13 protein-coding genes are annotated in these 17,335 nt (G+C 38.1%); 10 read left to right on the top strand and 3 right to left on the bottom strand.

From position 1 onward, the window contains the following. Nucleotides 1-149: 149 nt before the first annotated feature. The 6 genes from I6F44_RS08365 to I6F44_RS08340 all read left to right on the top strand — a co-directional run bounded on the left by I6F44_RS08365 (nt 150) and on the right by I6F44_RS08340 (nt 6,477). Entirely contained in the window at nt 150-893 is a 744-nt protein-coding gene (locus I6F44_RS08365) for a SapC family protein (RefSeq protein WP_197173588.1), read from the top strand. A gap of 10 nt (nt 894-903) precedes the next feature. Further along, on the top strand, nt 904-1,914 hold the full coding sequence (locus I6F44_RS08360; protein ID WP_197173587.1) for a cupin-like domain-containing protein: 1,011 nt from the start codon (nt 904-906) through the stop codon (nt 1,912-1,914). 22 nt (nt 1,915-1,936) lie between these two features. Beyond that, on the top strand, nt 1,937-3,421 hold the full coding sequence (locus I6F44_RS08355; RefSeq protein WP_197173586.1) for a tryptophan halogenase family protein: 1,485 nt from the start codon (nt 1,937-1,939) through the stop codon (nt 3,419-3,421). Nucleotides 3,422-3,426: 5 nt separating this feature from the next. After that, entirely contained in the window at nt 3,427-4,149 is a 723-nt protein-coding gene (locus I6F44_RS08350; protein WP_197173585.1) for a DUF6445 family protein, read from the top strand. A gap of 7 nt (nt 4,150-4,156) precedes the next feature. Then, complete coding sequence (locus I6F44_RS08345; protein WP_197173584.1) at nt 4,157-4,978, top strand: ThuA domain-containing protein; 822 nt, start codon at nt 4,157-4,159, stop codon at nt 4,976-4,978. A gap of 218 nt (nt 4,979-5,196) precedes the next feature. After that, a complete protein-coding gene (locus I6F44_RS08340; RefSeq protein ID WP_197173583.1) occupies nt 5,197-6,477 on the top strand; it encodes a glycosyl hydrolase family 8 in 1,281 nt (426 codons plus the stop codon). 251 nt (nt 6,478-6,728) lie between these two features. Here I6F44_RS08340 and I6F44_RS08335 read toward each other — a convergent pair whose 3' ends face one another. Continuing rightward, a complete protein-coding gene (locus I6F44_RS08335; RefSeq protein WP_197102299.1) occupies nt 6,729-7,703 on the bottom strand; it encodes an SMP-30/gluconolactonase/LRE family protein in 975 nt (324 codons plus the stop codon). A 115-nt stretch (nt 7,704-7,818) separates the two neighbouring features. On the opposite strand from I6F44_RS08335, the gene I6F44_RS08330 reads away from it, so the two are divergent. The 3 genes from I6F44_RS08330 (at nt 7,819) to I6F44_RS08320 (ending at nt 14,349) form a co-directional block, all read left to right on the top strand. Then, a complete protein-coding gene (locus tag I6F44_RS08330) occupies nt 7,819-8,952 on the top strand; it encodes an endo-1,4-beta-xylanase (protein ID WP_165721800.1) in 1,134 nt (377 codons plus the stop codon). A 582-nt stretch (nt 8,953-9,534) separates the two neighbouring features. Next, the gene (locus I6F44_RS08325; protein ID WP_197173582.1) at nt 9,535-11,757 is read left to right on the top strand and encodes an endo-1,4-beta-xylanase; all 2,223 of its coding nucleotides are present in this window, start codon (nt 9,535-9,537) and stop codon (nt 11,755-11,757) included. A 561-nt stretch (nt 11,758-12,318) separates the two neighbouring features. Next, nucleotides 12,319-14,349, top strand: a complete 2,031-nt coding sequence (locus tag I6F44_RS08320; RefSeq protein WP_197173581.1) for a hypothetical protein — start codon at nt 12,319-12,321, stop codon at nt 14,347-14,349. A 167-nt stretch (nt 14,350-14,516) separates the two neighbouring features. Here the strand turns inward: I6F44_RS08320 and I6F44_RS08315 are convergent, their stop codons facing one another. After that, nucleotides 14,517-14,963, bottom strand: a complete 447-nt coding sequence (locus I6F44_RS08315; RefSeq protein ID WP_231612809.1) for a cupin domain-containing protein — start codon at nt 14,961-14,963, stop codon at nt 14,517-14,519. A 169-nt stretch (nt 14,964-15,132) separates the two neighbouring features. Between I6F44_RS08315 and I6F44_RS08310 the strand changes: the two genes are divergently transcribed. Continuing rightward, nucleotides 15,133-16,281 carry an endo-1,4-beta-xylanase gene (locus I6F44_RS08310; RefSeq protein WP_197173580.1) on the top strand — a complete coding sequence of 383 codons (1,149 nt, stop codon included), beginning with the start codon at nt 15,133-15,135 and terminating at the stop codon, nt 16,279-16,281. A 68-nt stretch (nt 16,282-16,349) separates the two neighbouring features. Here I6F44_RS08310 and I6F44_RS08305 read toward each other — a convergent pair whose 3' ends face one another. Continuing rightward, complete coding sequence (locus tag I6F44_RS08305) at nt 16,350-17,327, bottom strand: aldose epimerase family protein (RefSeq protein WP_197173579.1); 978 nt, start codon at nt 17,325-17,327, stop codon at nt 16,350-16,352. Nucleotides 17,328-17,335 lie beyond the last annotated feature (8 nt).

Genomic DNA, 17,335 nt, shown 5'->3' with positions numbered 1-17,335 from the left:
AAGCCGCATTTTGCGGCTTTTTATTTGCCTAAATTAACCTAGTAATAATAATACCCAACTGTTATAGTCAATGTGAATTTAACCTATTTGTTACATTTAACTCGTAGCAGTAGGTAAAGGCACACAACAACAATTGGAGCACACAATCCATGACCAATCATGCATTATTAAATAATGTTGAGCATCAGCATTTAAAAATAAACCCTGCACGCAGCGCACACTTAGGTGACGGGGTTTGGTACAGCGATACATTTGTGAGCGAATTTAGAGTCGCTCAAGCACATTACCCAATATTTTTTACCAAGGACGATACAACAAATACATTTTCGCCGGTGTGTTTGTACGGCATAAATAAAGACGAAAACTTATTTTTAGTAAACCAGCAATGGCAAGCACACTACATTCCGTTAAGTATGCAGCGACTGCCTTTTGCTATCGCGACTCAAAATACAATGCAAAACGGTGTAGCAACGCAAGAGCGCATGCTTAGCATTGATTTAGACTCACCAAAAGTATCAACAAAGCAGGGTATTAACTTATTTTTAGAACACGGCGGGAACAGCGATTACCTCGAAAACGTAATAAATGTGCTCGATAATCTGCATCATGGTTTACAACAAAACCAGCCCTTTATTAAAGCCTTAATTAAACATGGTTTACTTGAATCGGTATCCCTAGAGCTTGATTTAGTAAACGGGCTTAAACATAACTTACTCGGTTTTTACACCATAAACGAAGACACGCTTAACCAACTAAGTAGCGATGCAATTGCGCAGCTGCACTCACAAGGGTATTTAGCGTGTATATACATGGTCATTGCCTCGCAAGTACATGTACGTGATTTAGTCGCGCTTAAAAACGAGCAGCTTATGCTACAAAAGCACGCTGTGTAAGTGCTTAACTATGGAAAATTTAGAAAATAAAATTCAAACGCTTAATGGCTTAACTCCCAGCACCTTGCCCAAGGAGCTTTTAAACTCGTCTGTGCCTATTGTACTAAAAGGGTTTGTAAGCGATTGGCCCCTCGTTATTGCCGCTAAAAAATCTGATGCAGCTGCGATTGATTATTTAACACCGTTTTACGAAGGTTTTTTAGTTAACACTTGCACAATACCTGCCAGTCAAAGCGGGGTTGTAGGGTATAACCCCGATATGAGCGGTTTTAACTTTACTAATCAACAAGCGGCATTTATTAGTGCGCTTGAACAAATAACGCAAAGTGTAAATAACCCACAAGCCGACACTTTATACATTGGCTCTACTAGCATTGCACAGTGCTTACCTGGTTTGGTTAATCACTGCCAAGTTAACGCATTAAACGAAGGCTGTTTATTTAATGTATGGGCAGGCGGAAAAGTTACCGTACCAGCACATTACGACGTAGCGCAAAATTTAGCATGTTGCGTTGCAGGTAAAAGGCGTTTTACTTTATTTGCCCCCGATCAAATAGACAATTTATACATAGGCCCGCTTGATAAAGCACCCGGTGGTCAGCCAATAAGCTTAACCACTACAACTGCACCTAACTTTGAGCAGTTTCCTAAGTTTGAGCAGGCAATAAAAGCGGCAATTACCGTTGATCTTGAAGCCGGCGATGCCCTTATATTGCCCAGCATGTGGTGGCACCAAGTAGAGGGGCTTGGCAGTTTAAATATACTGTTTAATTATTGGTTTAAAAATACGCCTGCGGTTTATGGTCAGCCTACTAATGCGTTGCACCTTGCTATTTTAAACATACGTAATTTACCAAAGCATGAGCGCGCAGCATGGCAACGTTTGTTTAATTACTACGTATTTGCTGATAACGAATTTACTCACATCCCAGAGCCCGCACAGGCTATTTTAGCAAAGCCAATGGATGAGCTTGCAGCGCGTAAATTAAGAGCCGAATTACAAAATAAATTAAGACGCTAAGCGTACTTGTAAGGTTTGAAATATGAATCAAAATGCAATTAAAAAAATCGTAATAGCAGGTGGCGGTACCGCCGGTTGGATGTGTAGCGCTGCAATGGCAAAGCTACTAGGTAAAAATATTGAAGTGTGCTTAGTTGAATCCGATTTAATTCCTACCGTAGGGGTCGGGGAGTCAACTATTCCTACGCTGCATATATTTCATGATTTACTAAAAATCAGCGAATCAGAATTTATGGCAGCCACTAACGCCACGTTCAAATTAGGCATATCGTTTGAGGGCTGGAAACAAAACCAGCAAAGCTACTTTCACTCATTTGGTTATGTTGGGCAAGGCTGTTGGGCTGCAGGTTTTCAGCACTTTTGGCTAAAAGGTATGCAACAAGGTGTTGCAGCCGATATTGGCGACTATTGCACAGAGCACGTAGCAAGTCGCTTGGGTAAATTTGCCGTAGTGCCGAATCAAGACCGTAACCATGCTTATCAGTTAGATGCCGGTTTGTACGCTAAATTTTTACGAAATTTTGCAGAGCAAAACGGCGCTAAACGTATAGAAGGCATGATAAGCAAAGTTAATTTAGAGCCCACCAATGGCTTTATAAAATCGCTTACTTTAGGTGACGGGCAAATTATTGAGGGCGATTTATTTATAGATTGCACCGGCTTTAAAGGTTTATTAATAGAGCAAGCGCTACACACCGGATACGAAGATTGGAGCCATTGGCTCCCGTGCGACAGCGCAGTAGCAGTGCAAACAGAATTAGTAAGCCCAATTGTGCCATACACACGTGCAATGGCACATAAATGTGGTTGGCAGTGGCAAATACCGCTGCAAAGCCGCCGTGGTAATGGCTTAGTGTTTTGTAGTAAATACATGAGCGATGATGAGGCCAAAACAGCGCTCCTCAATAACGTAGAAGGCAAACCTATTAATGAGCCGCGCGTTATTAAATACCGCACCGGTACACGGCGTAAACATTGGAACAAAAACTGTGTGGCTATTGGCTTAGCAAGCGGTTTTATTGAACCGCTTGAATCAACCAGTATTCATTTAATTCAGCAAAGCATTATAAGATTAATGCAAAACATGCCCACAAAAGCAATTGAGTCGTGCTATCAAGATGACTTTAATAACAAAATGCGCTTTGAAGCCGAAAATATTCGCGACTTTATTGTGCTGCATTACCATGTGACGCAGCGCACCGACAGCGACTTTTGGCGCTACTGTAAAAACATGCCAATACCAGAGTCACTCGCCAAGCGCATTGAGCTATTTAAGCAAAGCGGGCATGTATATAAAGCAGAGCAAGAGCTATTTGGCGAAGCATCGTGGTTACAAGTGATGTTAGGGCAAGGGCTAATGCCGCAAAATTATCACCCAATTGTTGATAGCATGAGCGATGATGAGCTTAAACGATTTTTAGAATCAATAAAAAATCATGTGGCTAAAAAAGCAAATAGCTTACCGAGTCACATTGATTTTATTAATCATTATTGCAAAGCTAAGTAAGTATTATGCTAACACTTGGCAATAACTTACAGCCGCAATATGAGTTTATTGGGCAAGAGCAAACGCCAATTATTATAATTGACGACTACCTTAGTGAGCCGCAAAAACTTATAAACTTAGCGCAAAGTGCTGATGAAAATCATGCGCAAAATCAGGGAGAGTTTAAGCCTGACAAACTCACTCAATACCCAGGTTTACGCATGCCGCTGCCAAAGCAATGTGTGGTTGATTACTTAAAGCCGCTTATACAGGGGTTTTATAACGTATTTAATATTGGGCAAACACTTACCCCATGCCCAAAAGATAATACCTTATCGTTAATTACTAAAACGGAGCAGCAGCTATCACCAATACAAACCTTGCCACACTTTGATACCAACGATCCTAACCTAATTGCCATTATTCATTACCTTGGAGAGGGAGCGCACGGCGGCACTGGATTTTTTAGACATAAAAAAACAGGGTTTGAAACAATAAGCTCAAAGCGCAAAAACACGTATTTAACATATGCTCAGAAGTACCTTGAATCAGATAATGCAAAGCCTAGTTATTGCACCACGCAGCACAGTGAATTTGAGTGCTACAAGCACATAGAATATAAGCCAAATAGGCTTATTGTGTTTCCTGGATATTTGCTGCACACCAGTTTACTTAATACATCTACCGATATTTCGTCGTGTCCACAAACAGGGCGGCTAACGGCCAATATGTTTGTTCATTTTAAATAGGATTACTATGTCTTTTTCTTTACCTCGATTCGCATATAAAGGTTGGCTATTAAGCTTTGTTGTATTGGCGCTGAGTATGGCAACAGTGCAAAAAAGTCATGCTACAGGGTTTGATACCCTCCCTAAAAAGCAATTTAATGTGCTGCTATTTACAAAAACCGCAGGGTGGCACCATAAGTCGCAAACCGAAGGCGTTAAAGCGCTAGAAGGCTTAGCCGATAAGCACTTTTTTAACTTAATTTGGCACGAAGAAAGCCATTATTTTAACGACGATTACTTAAAAAATGTTGATGTAGTGGTATTTTTATCAACCACGGGCGATATTTTAAACCTAAAAGAGCAAGCCGCGCTTGAGCGATTTGTAAAAGCAGGCAAAGGCTTTGTTGGCATTCATAGCGCATCAGATACCGAATACGATTGGTCTTGGTACCAAAAGCTGGTGGGGCGCACCTTTAATATTCATCCTGTTATTCAAACTGGTGTATTAAGTAAAGTGCCTAATACTAACTTTATTGGCTTAAATCACATGCCGCAGCAGATGCTTTGGACCGACGAGTGGTACGAATTTGGGCCCGAGCTGACTAAATTAAACTACTTACTCACGGTTGATGAGCAAACTTACAACCCAAATGCCGATTGGGGTAATAACAAAACAGGCTCGGGTATGGGGGCGTTTCATCCTATTTCGTGGTATCACAATTACGATGGCGGACGCTCGTTTTATACAGCCCTTGGGCATACTAATGCGGTGTATAGCAGTGAGTTTTTAGCCGAGCATATTTATGGCGGAATTTATTGGGCTGCAACGGGTAAAGGATTAAAAAAGTAGTAATTAATAAATAACTAATAAATACGCTTTTTAGCACAATTCATGTCGATTCAGGCTACTTTTTTAAGCGGCCTTTTATATTTAAGCATTTCTTAAGCACCTCACACATTTCTCTTAGTTTATAAAACAGATAAATAGTTTTGAGAACCTCTTGATCAAATGGTCAAAAAGACTATATTAAATTGCACGCTGTTATAATTCAAATAAAGAGGATAAACATGAAAGTATTTTTTAAAATAACAACTTTATTGTTAACACTAATAAGCTATCAATCACTTGCTGCATTTAATAATAACCCATCGAGTGTAGGCGCCGACAGTTCAGGAGCATACCGTAACCTCGCACAAGAAATGGGTAAAACAAATATACAGCAAAAAGTGAATAGTACTTTTGACAATATGTTTGGCTATAACAACACACAACAACTTTACTACCCGTACACCGAAAACGGTGTTTATAAAGCACACTACATAAAAGCAATTAACCCTGACGAGGGTGATGATATAAGAACAGAAGGGCAATCGTGGGGAATGACCGCCGCTGTCATGCTTAATAAACAAGAAGAATTTGATAACCTATGGCGCTTTGCAAAAGCGTATCAAAAAAATCCAGACAACCACCCTGATGCTAAAAAACAAGGCGTTTACGCGTGGAAACTAAAGCTTAATCAAAACGGCTTTGTTTATAAAGTAGATGAAGGCCCCGCTCCGGATGGCGAAGAGTACTTTGCTTTTGCACTACTTAATGCGTCAGCTCGTTGGGGTAATTCGGGGGAGTTTAACTACTTCAACGATGCTATTATCATGTTAAATACAATTAAAAATAAGCTGATGGAAAACCAAATAATCCGCTTTTCGCCTTACATTGATAACTTAACAGACCCTTCTTACCATATACCTGCGTTTTACGACTACTTTGCTAATAACGTAACTAACCAAGCAGACAAAAATTACTGGCGACAAGTAGCCACAAAAAGTAGAACCTTACTTAAAAACCATTTTACGAAAGTAAGTGATAATCCGCATTGGAATTTACCTACATTTTTATCGCGCTTAGATGGCAGCCCTGTTATTGGCTACATTTTTAACGGCCAAGCAAACCCAGGTCAATGGTATGAATTTGATGCATGGCGCGTAATTATGAATGTGGGTTTAGACGCGCATTTAATGGGTGCTCAAGCATGGCATAAAAGTGCAGTAAATAAAGCATTAGGCTTTTTAAGTTATGCAAAAACAAACAACAGTAAAAACTGTTACGAGCAAGTGTATTCGTACGGTGGAGCGCAAAACAAAGGTTGTGCAGGCGAAGGTCAAAAAGCCGCGAATGCAGTAGCGTTACTTGCTTCAACAAATGCTGGGCAAGCAAATGAATTTTTTAACGAGTTTTGGTCTTTATCGCAACCAACCGGTAGCTACCGTTACTACAATGGTTCGCTGTATATGTTAGCTATGCTGCATGTATCGGGCAATTTTAAGTTTTATAACAACACGTTTAATTAAAATAACAATACCTAAGCAGCAAAAGCTTAGGCAGCAAAAAAAACCGGTGTAACCAAGTTACACCGGTTTTTGTGCTTAACTAATAAACTTAACTTCCTCTTTAATAAGTTGCTTAACTAATTTAACTAATTTAACTAATTTAACTAATTTAACTAATTTAACTAATTTAACCAATTTAACTAATTTAACTAATTTAACTAATTTAACTAATTTAACTAATTTAACTAATTTAACTAATTTAACTAATTTAGCTAATTAGCCAAACCAGCTATTTTTACATCAAGTGTAAATAACCCCTTAGCGGTAGTTATTAATAACGTTTTTCGGTTTTTACCACCAAAGGCAAGGTTGGTTACATTAGGGCCCAGTTCAATTTTATCGATAAATGCACCTTCTGGCGTATAAATATTAATAACGCCTTTTTTGTGGCTGCTAACGTAAATATTGCCAGCGGAGTCTACTTTTATGCCATCGGGCGAGGTTACTTTAATAAAGTCTTCGCGTGGTGAAATATCACCGTTTTCATCAATGGTGTATTTGCTTACGCGGTTGCTAAAGTCGCCAATATAAAGGGTATGCTGATCTGGGGATAGTGCAACACCGTTGGGCTTTTCAAGCGTAGCGTCAATTAAACTAAGTGTGCCCGTATTGCTTAACTTATACACACCGGTATAAGACATTTGCTGAGTGCGTTCGCCTAGTTGCCAATTAGGATCGGTAAAAAATATATCGCCATTTTTATGCATAGTCATATCGTTTGGCGAGCTAAAGCTTAGCCCATCAAATTTATTGACTATTACGGTATTGGTCTTACTTTTTATATTAATTTTAGAAAGCGATTGCGTACTATGGTTAAGCGTATAGAGGCTCTCTCCTTTGGCATACAAGCCGTTTGTACCACTGTGTTTTAAATAAGTGGTGAGGGTATTGGGAAGCACTAATTTATAAATGGTCGAATCAGGGCCAAGTGCTTGCGAGCTAGCAAAGTTCATTTCTGAAAAATAAAACGCATTGTCTTGGCTTGACCACGTTGGGCCTTCTAAAAATAATAAATTGTCACTAACAAGTGTGGGTGTTACGCCCTTTATTAATGGCGACTGCTCATTGCTTTGGCTGTTTACAGTGTTTAACAAAGGTGTATTTTCAGGTTGTTGTGCCAGCGCTGCTTTATTAAAACAGAGCATTAATACAACTAAGCTTAGCGTTTTTTTGTGTGTTTTTAGCATAGACGTTTACTCAGGTTTGTTTAATTTATAATTAATGGTCATTTTGACTATATCATTTATTTTTTTCGTTGTATGATACTTATCGAAAATAATAACGATTCAACGGAGCACACACATGCATAAAAAACACACACTCAGCCTGCTTTTACTTGCAGGGTCATTAAGCGTAAACGCTGCACAAGACCAAGCTCTTAAAAACACCTTTGCAGACTCATTCAAAATGGGGGTTGCTGTAAATCAAGATATAGTGACAGGCAAAAACGCAGCCGCGCAGTCAATTATTGCTAAGCAATTTAATACAGTCACCCTAGAAAACGCCATGAAAGCAGAAGTAATTTACCCACAGCAAGGTAAGGTCGATTTTAGTGGTGCAGATGCGTTTATAGATTTTGCCAAGCAAAATAACATGTTTACCGTAGCCCACACCTTAGTGTGGCATAACCAAACGCCTGACTGGTTTTTTACAAATAGCAAAAATGAGCCAAATACCCCAGCAGAGCAATTAGAGCAAATGCGTAAACACATAGAGCTTGTAGCAGGGCGCTATAAAAACAAAGTAGATGCGTGGGATGTAGTTAACGAAGTGATTGCTGATGATGGCTCTTATCGCCCAACTGTGTGGGTTAACCGCGTAGGCGATGGCGATACTATGGTAAAAGCCGCGTTTAAATACGCCCAGCAGTATTCACCTAGTACCGAGCTTTACTACAACGATTTTAATGCATGGCGACCAGAAAAAAGAGACGGCATTATACGCATGATCAAAATGCTGCAAAAAGAGGGTATTCGAATCGACGGCATTGGCATACAAGCGCATTGGGGGCTTAACTTTCCTAAAATGCAATACATTGAACAAGCCATCGATGCATATGCCGCGCTGGGTATAAAAGTGATGATCACCGAGCTTGATATAGACGTGCTGCCTTTAACAAAAGAAGGGCAAATTACCGGCACCGATATGATGAAACCACAGTTTCAGCTAGAAGAGTTTGAAACCTACCTCGACCCTTACAAAAATGGCTTGCCAAGCGACGTAGAGGCGCAACTAAACGCCCGTTATAAAGCCTTGTTTGAATTGTTTTATGCAAAGCGCGACAAGATAGACCGCGTAACCTTTTGGGGATTACACGATGGTATGTCGTGGAAAAACGACTACCCAATCCCAAACAGAACAAACTACCCATTACTATGGGATCGTAATTTAAACCCTAAGCCAGTTATTAAAACCATTGCTGATGTAGTTAAGTAAATCGCATTGTGTAGTCAAAGCCGAGTATTTTTAAATACTCGGCTTTTTTTGTTTGCAAATTTTATATTGAGGCAAATAAAAGTTACGTTTGCTAAGCGAGGAGCTGCAAAACCTGATCTTACCTAAGTAATACAAGCACAAGTATCACTTACACCTTCTATTTAATTATTTTTATCAGACTTAAATCAAACTCAAAGCATACTCAATAAGAAACGGGTCAAATTTTAGCCTTGATCCTTATTGTTAAATAGACTATAACAATGTTGGTTTTAGGTTAATTTTATGATTGCATATTCACACACACGATATAAAACAATAAATTTTAATTTAAACCTTAACTATAACTTTATGATTTTAAATTTATATTTGTACCTTTGTACAAAGTAAATATTAACGTTTGAAGAGATATTAAAATAATAAATATAAATGACTGTTTGTTTTTCTAATTAGTTGTAGTCATATTGAATAATAGCTTTTGATGATGCAGTAGAAATACTCTTATCATATTTTATTCACTCAAATGGCTTTACTGCACCTAGTTTAAAAACAACTCATTTATTGCTTTAGTCTAAGGAATAAAAAATGAATAAATCGATTTTTCGTAACACCGGATTAGTGACCTTAGTATCACTATTAATGGCGTGCGGGGGGGATAATAAAGATACACCGGTGCCTGAACCTATACCGGAAGTAGTAGCCCCTGATACTCCAGCGCCTGAAGCGCCAATAGCAGCTGAAATAGCAAATGGTGGGTTTGAAGAAGACACTACAGGGCAAACAACGCCCGTCGGAAATTGGGTATTTAGACCAGATCAAGAATCAAGCGCTACTTCTACTATAGAGATAATTGAATCGCAAGAAGGCGTTAATACTTACAAAGGCACCAAAGCAGCTGAGGTTATTGTTAATACATTGGGTGACAACCCTTGGGGAATTGAAATAGCTTATGAAGACCTTCCTATCACTGGAGGTAAAAATTACGAATTTAGTGTTTGGGCCAAAGGTGAAGAGGGAACCAGTGCCGATTTTTGGATTCAAACACCTGCGCCAGATTATGGTCAACTTAGCCTAGTAAAAGAAACACTCACAGGCGAGTGGCAAAAAATAACATTAACAGCCGCAACAGCCGAAGCTGACTCTTTAGTTAGGCTGGCAATTCACTTTTCAAAAGAAGAGAACATTAACAAGTCTATTTACCTAGACGAATTTTCAGGCTTTATTTTAGACGATGTACCAGCAGAAGAAATACCTGATGTTCAATACAGCGAAGTGACAGCACAAAGTTTAAAAGCATTAGCACCTAATTTTAATATTGGTGTAGCTGTTCCTGCGGGTGGATTTGGTAACAGCATAATAGACAGACCAGAGATTAAAACGATTATTGAACAACACTTTAATCAGCTCTCTGCTGAAAACATTATGAAGCCTACCTATTTACAACCAACCCAAGGTGAATTTTTTTACGATGATTCAGATGAGCTAGTTAACTACGCCAAAGACAACTCACTCACGGTACATGGTCATGTTTTTGTGTGGCACTCGCAAATTGCGCCTTGGATGCAAAGTTTTCAAGGTGATAAAGCCGCGTGGATAACCATGATGGAAAATCATATCACTCAAGTTGCCACTCATTTTGAAGAAGAAGGTGATAACGATACGGTAGTTAGCTGGGATGTAGTTAACGAAGCGTTTATGGAAAATGGTAAATACCGCGGTGAAAAAACCACAAACGACAGCGCTGACGAATCTGTGTGGTTTGAAAATATAGGTGCTGAATTTTTACCGTTATCATATAAAGCAGCAAGAGCAGCCGATCCTGATGCCGACTTATACTATAACGATTACAACCTGATTTGGAATGCAGATAAATTAGATGCTGTTATCAATATGGTTAACGATTTTCACAACAATGGCGTGCCTATTGATGGTATAGGGTTTCAATCTCATATTTCACTTAACAGCCCTGATATTTCAACCATTCAGGCACACCTTCAAAAAGTGGTCGATATTCGCCCTAAAATCAAAGTAAAAATTACCGAGCTAGATGTTCGTATGAACAACGAAGGCGGCATTCCTCTAACTTACTTAACCAGTGAAAGAGCAGATGAACAAAAGCAGTACTACTACGATATTGTTAAAACATACCTAGAAACTGTACCTGAAGATCAACGCGGTGGTATTACAATTTGGGGCGTAATTGACGAGGATAGCTGGTTACAAAACTGGCCAGAGCCGACAACAGAATGGCCACTGTTATTTTTTAATGACTTTACTGCAAAACCTGCCTTACAAGGATTTGCTAATGCATTAAAAGAGCTAATTGAAGTTGTACAACCAGCACCTTCATCAGAGCTGCTAACTAATGGCGACTTTGAAGCCGGACTTGATTCATGGCAAGCGCGTGGCAGTGCAAGCATAACCTTAGAGTCAACCCAAGCTCATAGCGGTAATAATAGCGCTTTAGTACAAGGTCGAACTGAAACATGGAATGGGTTACAAAAGGATGTAAAAGGCTTATTTACAGCAGATAAAACCTATAACGTATCTGCATGGGTTAAGCTATCTGACGATACCAGTACCGTTTCACCAGATATAAAACTAACGCTACAAATAGAGCACACTAGCACTGAATACCTTGAGTTGACGCCTGTTACAACAGTTGCAGCAGGCGACTGGGTTCAGTTATCAGGTACTTACACACATTCAATTACAACGCAGGAAAGCGCCGCTTTACTTTATGTTGAGTCAAGTGAACTCACCGCTGACTTTTATGTGGATGATGTATCGGTAACCTTGGTTGAATAATAAACCTAACTAAAAGTAATTAACCCCGGATTAAATAGTCTGTATTTTTATACAGACTATTTTTTCGTGGGCTTTAATTGTTTATGCAGGATGCAGCAGAGTTACCTTTTTAGTAGTTTGATACATGCCTTGAAGAATGACTATCCAATAGCAAACAAAATAAACTACCGATAATTTGGGCATCTCAATTTAAATCCTCATTTTCTGTGTTTGGGAGTTTTTTCACAAAGAGAGAAGAATGATAAATATCACATGAACTCAAAGCACCATGACAAAAAAAGAGCTTAAAGTTTATAACTAGCAATACGTTATGGTATTTGGTACTAATACAGAGCAAAAATAGTAGAGTAAGATTATTTAGTAATTAATATAATATTGATGAAAGTTCAATTTTCTTACATAGCCTTTGATTAAGGTTAAATATCCTCGCTAAGAATTTGAGGTGTTAATTGCTGTAAATAGAGCCGACTATCGTTAGCTGCGTTACTTAGCCAAATATTACTTAGTCATTTAAATCGATATAAGCTTGTTTTTCTACATATTACTCTCGGATAATTACAAATGTCTTTATTTTTTGAAAAAATTAAAAGTAACAAGGTTAAAACACCTACACAGCTAGGTTTTTCTCTAAAAAGCTGGAATGATTGCTGGGCAAGCTTAGAAGGAAATGCAGATACTAGTGATAGAGAGCTCTTTGACGCTGGCCTTATTATCTTTGACCTGTTAGATGAAATACGTAAGGAGCTCACAAAGCTATATAAAGAACATGCCCCTAATATAACGAATAGCGAGTTATTAGCAGCATATATCTCTATTTCTAATAGAGATAGAGCCCTCATGTCTCAACAACCTTTGTCGTCCAAATTTAGTATGCATAGTTCGACGCTTACTAATAATGCAGGAGCATACGAGCTTACCTTACAAGAAATATCTGACAGCGCCGTAGATGGTCTTGAAAAAGCAATTTATTTCTGTAAATCTCGTTTAAAAAATTCACAAGAGATAATTAAAGGGAACTCACCTTTATGTGTAATGAATTTTATATTTAAAGAGATACGACTTTCACAGCTCTATGGTATTTATGAGAATTACTGGCACGCAATACTCTGGAATAATTTTGAATTGATAGAGTTGGATAAAAATAAGAAAGAATATCTTGTTAAGCAACCCAAAGATAAATTTGAAATAGGTTCATATGTAAGTCAAATTCGAAAGACAAGATTAGATGCGCAAAATGCAATAATAGCTGAAAGCCCTGAAATATTCTCTCATTACGACAAAGACAAATATATAACAGTAGTAAAACGTGGTCGTAAAAGAGATCTTCTTTGCTTATCTATAAAAAATGCTAATCCTGAATTAAAAGCTACGAATTCTAACTGGAAAAGCAGTTATTATTCTTTAATAGATAACTTTGGTGTTGATGTGCTGAATAATCAACATATACAGGGATTTAGTATAAATGAAGCACTGGAAGTCTTTCGAAACCTAATTTTATTATCTATAACTTATACAAATAAATACCCGAGTAATTTTGATATATCTGATATAAAAAAGATTTTTCAGTTTTGCCCCAAAGTGAAAAAGTTAGAAATATGTCTAGCGATTGCAAAGTCATCAGATTATAAAGTAGAAAAAGTCAGAAAAATATTATCTTTTATAGAGTACTCTGCTTCTGATAAAGAGGACTTATGGTGTCATCCTATAATAAGTGTTTCCGAATCAGAATATGCTTTATTAACAAGCTCCTTGATCACACCTGTAATCTTAAGAGTTGTGGAGCATTGGTTAGTTAGCTTAAATATTGACTATCAAGATAAAGGTTTCGTTTATGAAAAACTTATAATTGATGGTGTTAATGAAGCTATAGGGAATAACCCTATGATTATTGACTCTAATAAACCTTTCTCAGGATTAATAAAAGTAGATAACGGCGAAGAAGAGATTGATTTAATTTTACGCATCGGTAATGTTGTTTTAATCGGTGAGGCAAAGTCAATAGTTACTACTGACTCACCAATTTCAAATTATAGGACCGTGGAAACTCTTAAGCATGCAGCGGTACAAGTAAAGCGAAAGTCTCATTTTGTGCAAAATAATTTATTAGGTATCTTTGAGAAATTAAATTGGAAGTATGAAAATGATACACAATATGAATTTGTATCTTGTATATTAAACAGCGGAAGAATGTATGTTGGTTTTGATATAGATGAAGTACCAGTGTGTGATGAAAAAATTTTACTAAAATACTTTCAAGATAACCTTGTACCCATAGTTAGTGTTTTTGACGAGTTTACCAAAGATGCTAAACACTTAGCTTGGTTAATACTTTATAGTAATTTTGATGAGCTAAAAAATAATTTAAAAGTGTATTTAAATCGACCTCCCCAAATATTTGAAAATGAAGAACACTTTGAATATAAATGTATTCCTTTACCGCAAATAAATGAAAACTCTTATAAAGTTATATTTAAGAGGTTTATCCCTAAAGATCTAAGTGTAAAAGACCGAGTAGAAATAAAGCATGATTTCCCGATTGGGAAAATACAAGATTATGATAATGAAATTAATAAAATGAATTTTATTGTTTGATAGTAAAAATTTTTTATGATCTTGATAAATTAATAATAGGATATATCTAAAAACAGCCTGATCTCAAACAGGCTGTTTATTTCCTCTAAAAGCGAAGCGTCTCTTAACCTCTTTGTGCATCATTCTTTTGATCTATTTCACTTAAAAACTCAAAAAGCCATCCAAAACTACTTAGCTTGATACCTCACTACCACAAACTTAAGTGGCACATCGCCGTTGTTATAAATGCCGTGTACGTCGTTAGGGGCTGCAAATAAAATATCTCCAGTATGCGCTGGCTGGCTTTTGCCATTAAGCGTCCACGTGCCAGAGCCCTCAAGAATCATTAAGTATTCTTCATCGGGATGCTGGTGGGCAGGGTGTATTTCGTTATTAGGTTTAATAACCGCAACGCCCGTAATAGCGCCTTTGGTGAGTGGTGTATCGCCATAAAAGTAGGTATGAAAATCGCCGCCTTCGTAGTGAGTAATGTGTGCGTCTTTTTGACTCACAATAGCTGATGTAAGTTGTGTGGGTTTATCTGCTGCGCTGACAGGTAATGCAGCAGTTAATGCGACCATTAATGCAAAAATGGCTACGGCTGTTAGTGATAAGGTGTTTGTTGTGTTTTTCATGTGTGTCCTTGCTAATTTATTTACTAATTATCTTGCTAGTTAGGTATGCAATTAAGAAATGTGTACTGTGTTATTTTTGTTCAGTCTATTTTAATAAAACGTTGTTGTCAAAAGGACTATATGGTGTTAAGTTTACGTTGCACACTAAAAAACACACAATAGGTACATCATGCATAAAAATAAACTTACGATTGCTATTTTATTAGGAATGTCGAGCCTTGCACTTGGCTGTAATGACTCAGCAGAGCAAAGTAAACCGACATTAAAATCGCAAAAAGCGCCGGAGCAAATAACGCTTAAAGCGCAATTTAAAGACCACTTTAAAATTGGCACAGCGATTAGCCGCGACCAAATATTAGGGGCTTTGCCTGAAGATTTAAACGTAGCTAAAGCGCAATTTAATACTTTTACGCCAGAAAACTCAATGAAGTGGGAGCGTATACACCCAGAGCTTGAAACGTATGACTTTGAAGCCGCTGATGCGTTAGTTCAGTACGCACAAGAGAACAGCCAAGAATTAGTTGGGCATACATTAGTGTGGCATTCGCAAACACCTGATTGGGTTTTTGAAGACGAGCAAGGCGAACCACTTACTCGCGACGCATTACTTAAGCGTATGCAAAACCATATTAATACTGTTGCAGGGCGTTATAAAAACCGTATTTTTGCATGGGACGTGGTAAACGAAGCACTTAACGAAGACGGCACACTGCGTGAATCTAAATGGAGCACCATTATTGGTGACGACTTTATAGAATACGCGTTTAAATACGCTAAGCAGGCAGCGCCTAATGCCAAGTTATATTACAACGATTACAACTTATATAAGCCAGAAAAAAGAGCCGGTGCAATTGCGCTTATTAAAAATTTGCAAAGCAAAGGTATTGAAATTGATGGTATTGGTATGCAAGCGCATTACTCGCTTGATAACCCAGAGCTTTCGTTAATGGAAGACTCTATTGTGGCATACGCTGCAACGGGCATTGATGTGATGATAACCGAGCTTGATATTTCGGTATTACCGTTCCCTGAAGGTGAAGAGCAAGGCGCTGACATTTCGTTAGATATTGCGCTACAAGAGCGATTTAACCCATACCCGAATGGTTTACCTAGTGAAGTAAACACCCAGTTAGGCGAGCGCTATAAAGCCGTGTTCGACATACTTAAAAAACATGACGATAAAGTAAGCCGCGTTACTTTTTGGGGTATAAGCGATGCAGGCACTTGGCGTAACGATTGGCCAATGCAAGGGCGCACCGATTACCCATTATTAATTGACCGTGAGCTAAAACTTAAAAGCTTTGTAAGCGATTTATAATCGCACTAAGTATTTAACCTCCCGCAAAGGATCGCTTAATAGCGATCCTTTTTTGGTTTATAAAATAGCTATTTTTTATTGGTTTTAGTTAAGCAGTAACTAATATGCGTTTGCAAAGGCACTTGTGGTGTTAAATAGCTAAACGGGAAGTGTGGGTTATTAGGGCTGTCGGGGCAAAATTGCGGCTCTAGGCAAATACCGTCATATGCATTAAACGCACCTTTTAAGTGCTGCCCTGTATAAATCTGAATAGCAGGGTAGTTAGAAAGCACACTCAGCATTACTTTTTCATCAGCGCTTGTAAGCTCTGCGTGTTGCTTAATGGTTTGCAGGTTAAGTACTTGCTCGGTTACAAAATTATGATCAAGTTTATCGGTTTTATTAAGCACCCGCGCATTTGTATAGTCAAAAGGCGTATTGGCTACAGGGGCTATTAAACCTGTGGGAATGGCGTTTGTATCTACGGGGGTATAATGCGCGGCAGCCAGTTTTAATGTATGCCCTTGTGCGCTGTTAGTAATGCCATTTAAATTAAAATATGGGTGTGATGTAGGCCCTGCAATGGTTTTATTATTACTGGTAATTGTAAATTTAATATCAAGATTACTGTGGCTTTTACTGTTAGTGGTAAAGGTATACAGCACGTTAAATGTAGTTTTACCTGGGTAGCCGTTGTATCCATCGGGTAGGGTAATACGTAAACTTAATGCATTTTTGTGATGATAATCGAGCTGCCAAAACAAGTCGCTTAATGCTTTTTGACCGCCGTGGAGTTGGTTTACGCCTTCGTTTTTATTAAGCGCATAGGCTTTATCATCAATGTTTATTTGGGCGTTACTTAGCCTGTTTGCATAAGGGCCGGCTATAGCGCCTAAGTAAAACGTGTCGTTTAAATAGTCATTAATATTAGAATAGCCAAGTACAATATTTCGTTTTTTATTATCAATATGGGTAACCCAGCTGGTAAGCCGGGCACCGTAGTTAATAATAGAAATAGTATCGTTTACCTCATTACTTAGCGTGTATTGAACAAGTGAAGTTGTCATGATGGTTA

This window comes from Pseudoalteromonas sp. NZS11_1 (assembly GCF_015864275.1).
Lineage (GTDB): Bacteria > Pseudomonadota > Gammaproteobacteria > Enterobacterales > Alteromonadaceae > Pseudoalteromonas > Pseudoalteromonas arctica.
The sequence above is the reverse complement of the archived record's forward strand: the minus strand, read 5'-3'. Positions and strand labels throughout refer to the sequence as shown.

What these genes read in the sequence shown, in the direction of transcription:
- I6F44_RS08365 (WP_197173588.1), top strand. Translation starts at nt 150, where the DNA reads ATGACCAATCATGCATTATTAAATAATGTTGAGCATCAGCATTTAAAA.
- I6F44_RS08360 (WP_197173587.1), top strand. Translation starts at nt 904, where the DNA reads ATGGAAAATTTAGAAAATAAAATTCAAACGCTTAATGGCTTAACTCCC.
- I6F44_RS08355 (WP_197173586.1), top strand. Translation starts at nt 1,937, where the DNA reads ATGAATCAAAATGCAATTAAAAAAATCGTAATAGCAGGTGGCGGTACC.
- I6F44_RS08350 (WP_197173585.1), top strand. Translation starts at nt 3,427, where the DNA reads ATGCTAACACTTGGCAATAACTTACAGCCGCAATATGAGTTTATTGGG.
- I6F44_RS08345 (WP_197173584.1), top strand. Translation starts at nt 4,157, where the DNA reads ATGTCTTTTTCTTTACCTCGATTCGCATATAAAGGTTGGCTATTAAGC.
- I6F44_RS08340 (WP_197173583.1), top strand. Translation starts at nt 5,197, where the DNA reads ATGAAAGTATTTTTTAAAATAACAACTTTATTGTTAACACTAATAAGC.
- I6F44_RS08335 (WP_197102299.1), bottom strand. Translation starts at nt 7,703, where the DNA reads ATGCTAAAAACACACAAAAAAACGCTAAGCTTAGTTGTATTAATGCTC.
- I6F44_RS08330 (WP_165721800.1), top strand. Translation starts at nt 7,819, where the DNA reads ATGCATAAAAAACACACACTCAGCCTGCTTTTACTTGCAGGGTCATTA.
- I6F44_RS08325 (WP_197173582.1), top strand. Translation starts at nt 9,535, where the DNA reads ATGAATAAATCGATTTTTCGTAACACCGGATTAGTGACCTTAGTATCA.
- I6F44_RS08320 (WP_197173581.1), top strand. Translation starts at nt 12,319, where the DNA reads ATGTCTTTATTTTTTGAAAAAATTAAAAGTAACAAGGTTAAAACACCT.
- I6F44_RS08315 (WP_231612809.1), bottom strand. Translation starts at nt 14,963, where the DNA reads ATGAAAAACACAACAAACACCTTATCACTAACAGCCGTAGCCATTTTT.
- I6F44_RS08310 (WP_197173580.1), top strand. Translation starts at nt 15,133, where the DNA reads ATGCATAAAAATAAACTTACGATTGCTATTTTATTAGGAATGTCGAGC.
- I6F44_RS08305 (WP_197173579.1), bottom strand. Translation starts at nt 17,327, where the DNA reads ATGACAACTTCACTTGTTCAATACACGCTAAGTAATGAGGTAAACGAT.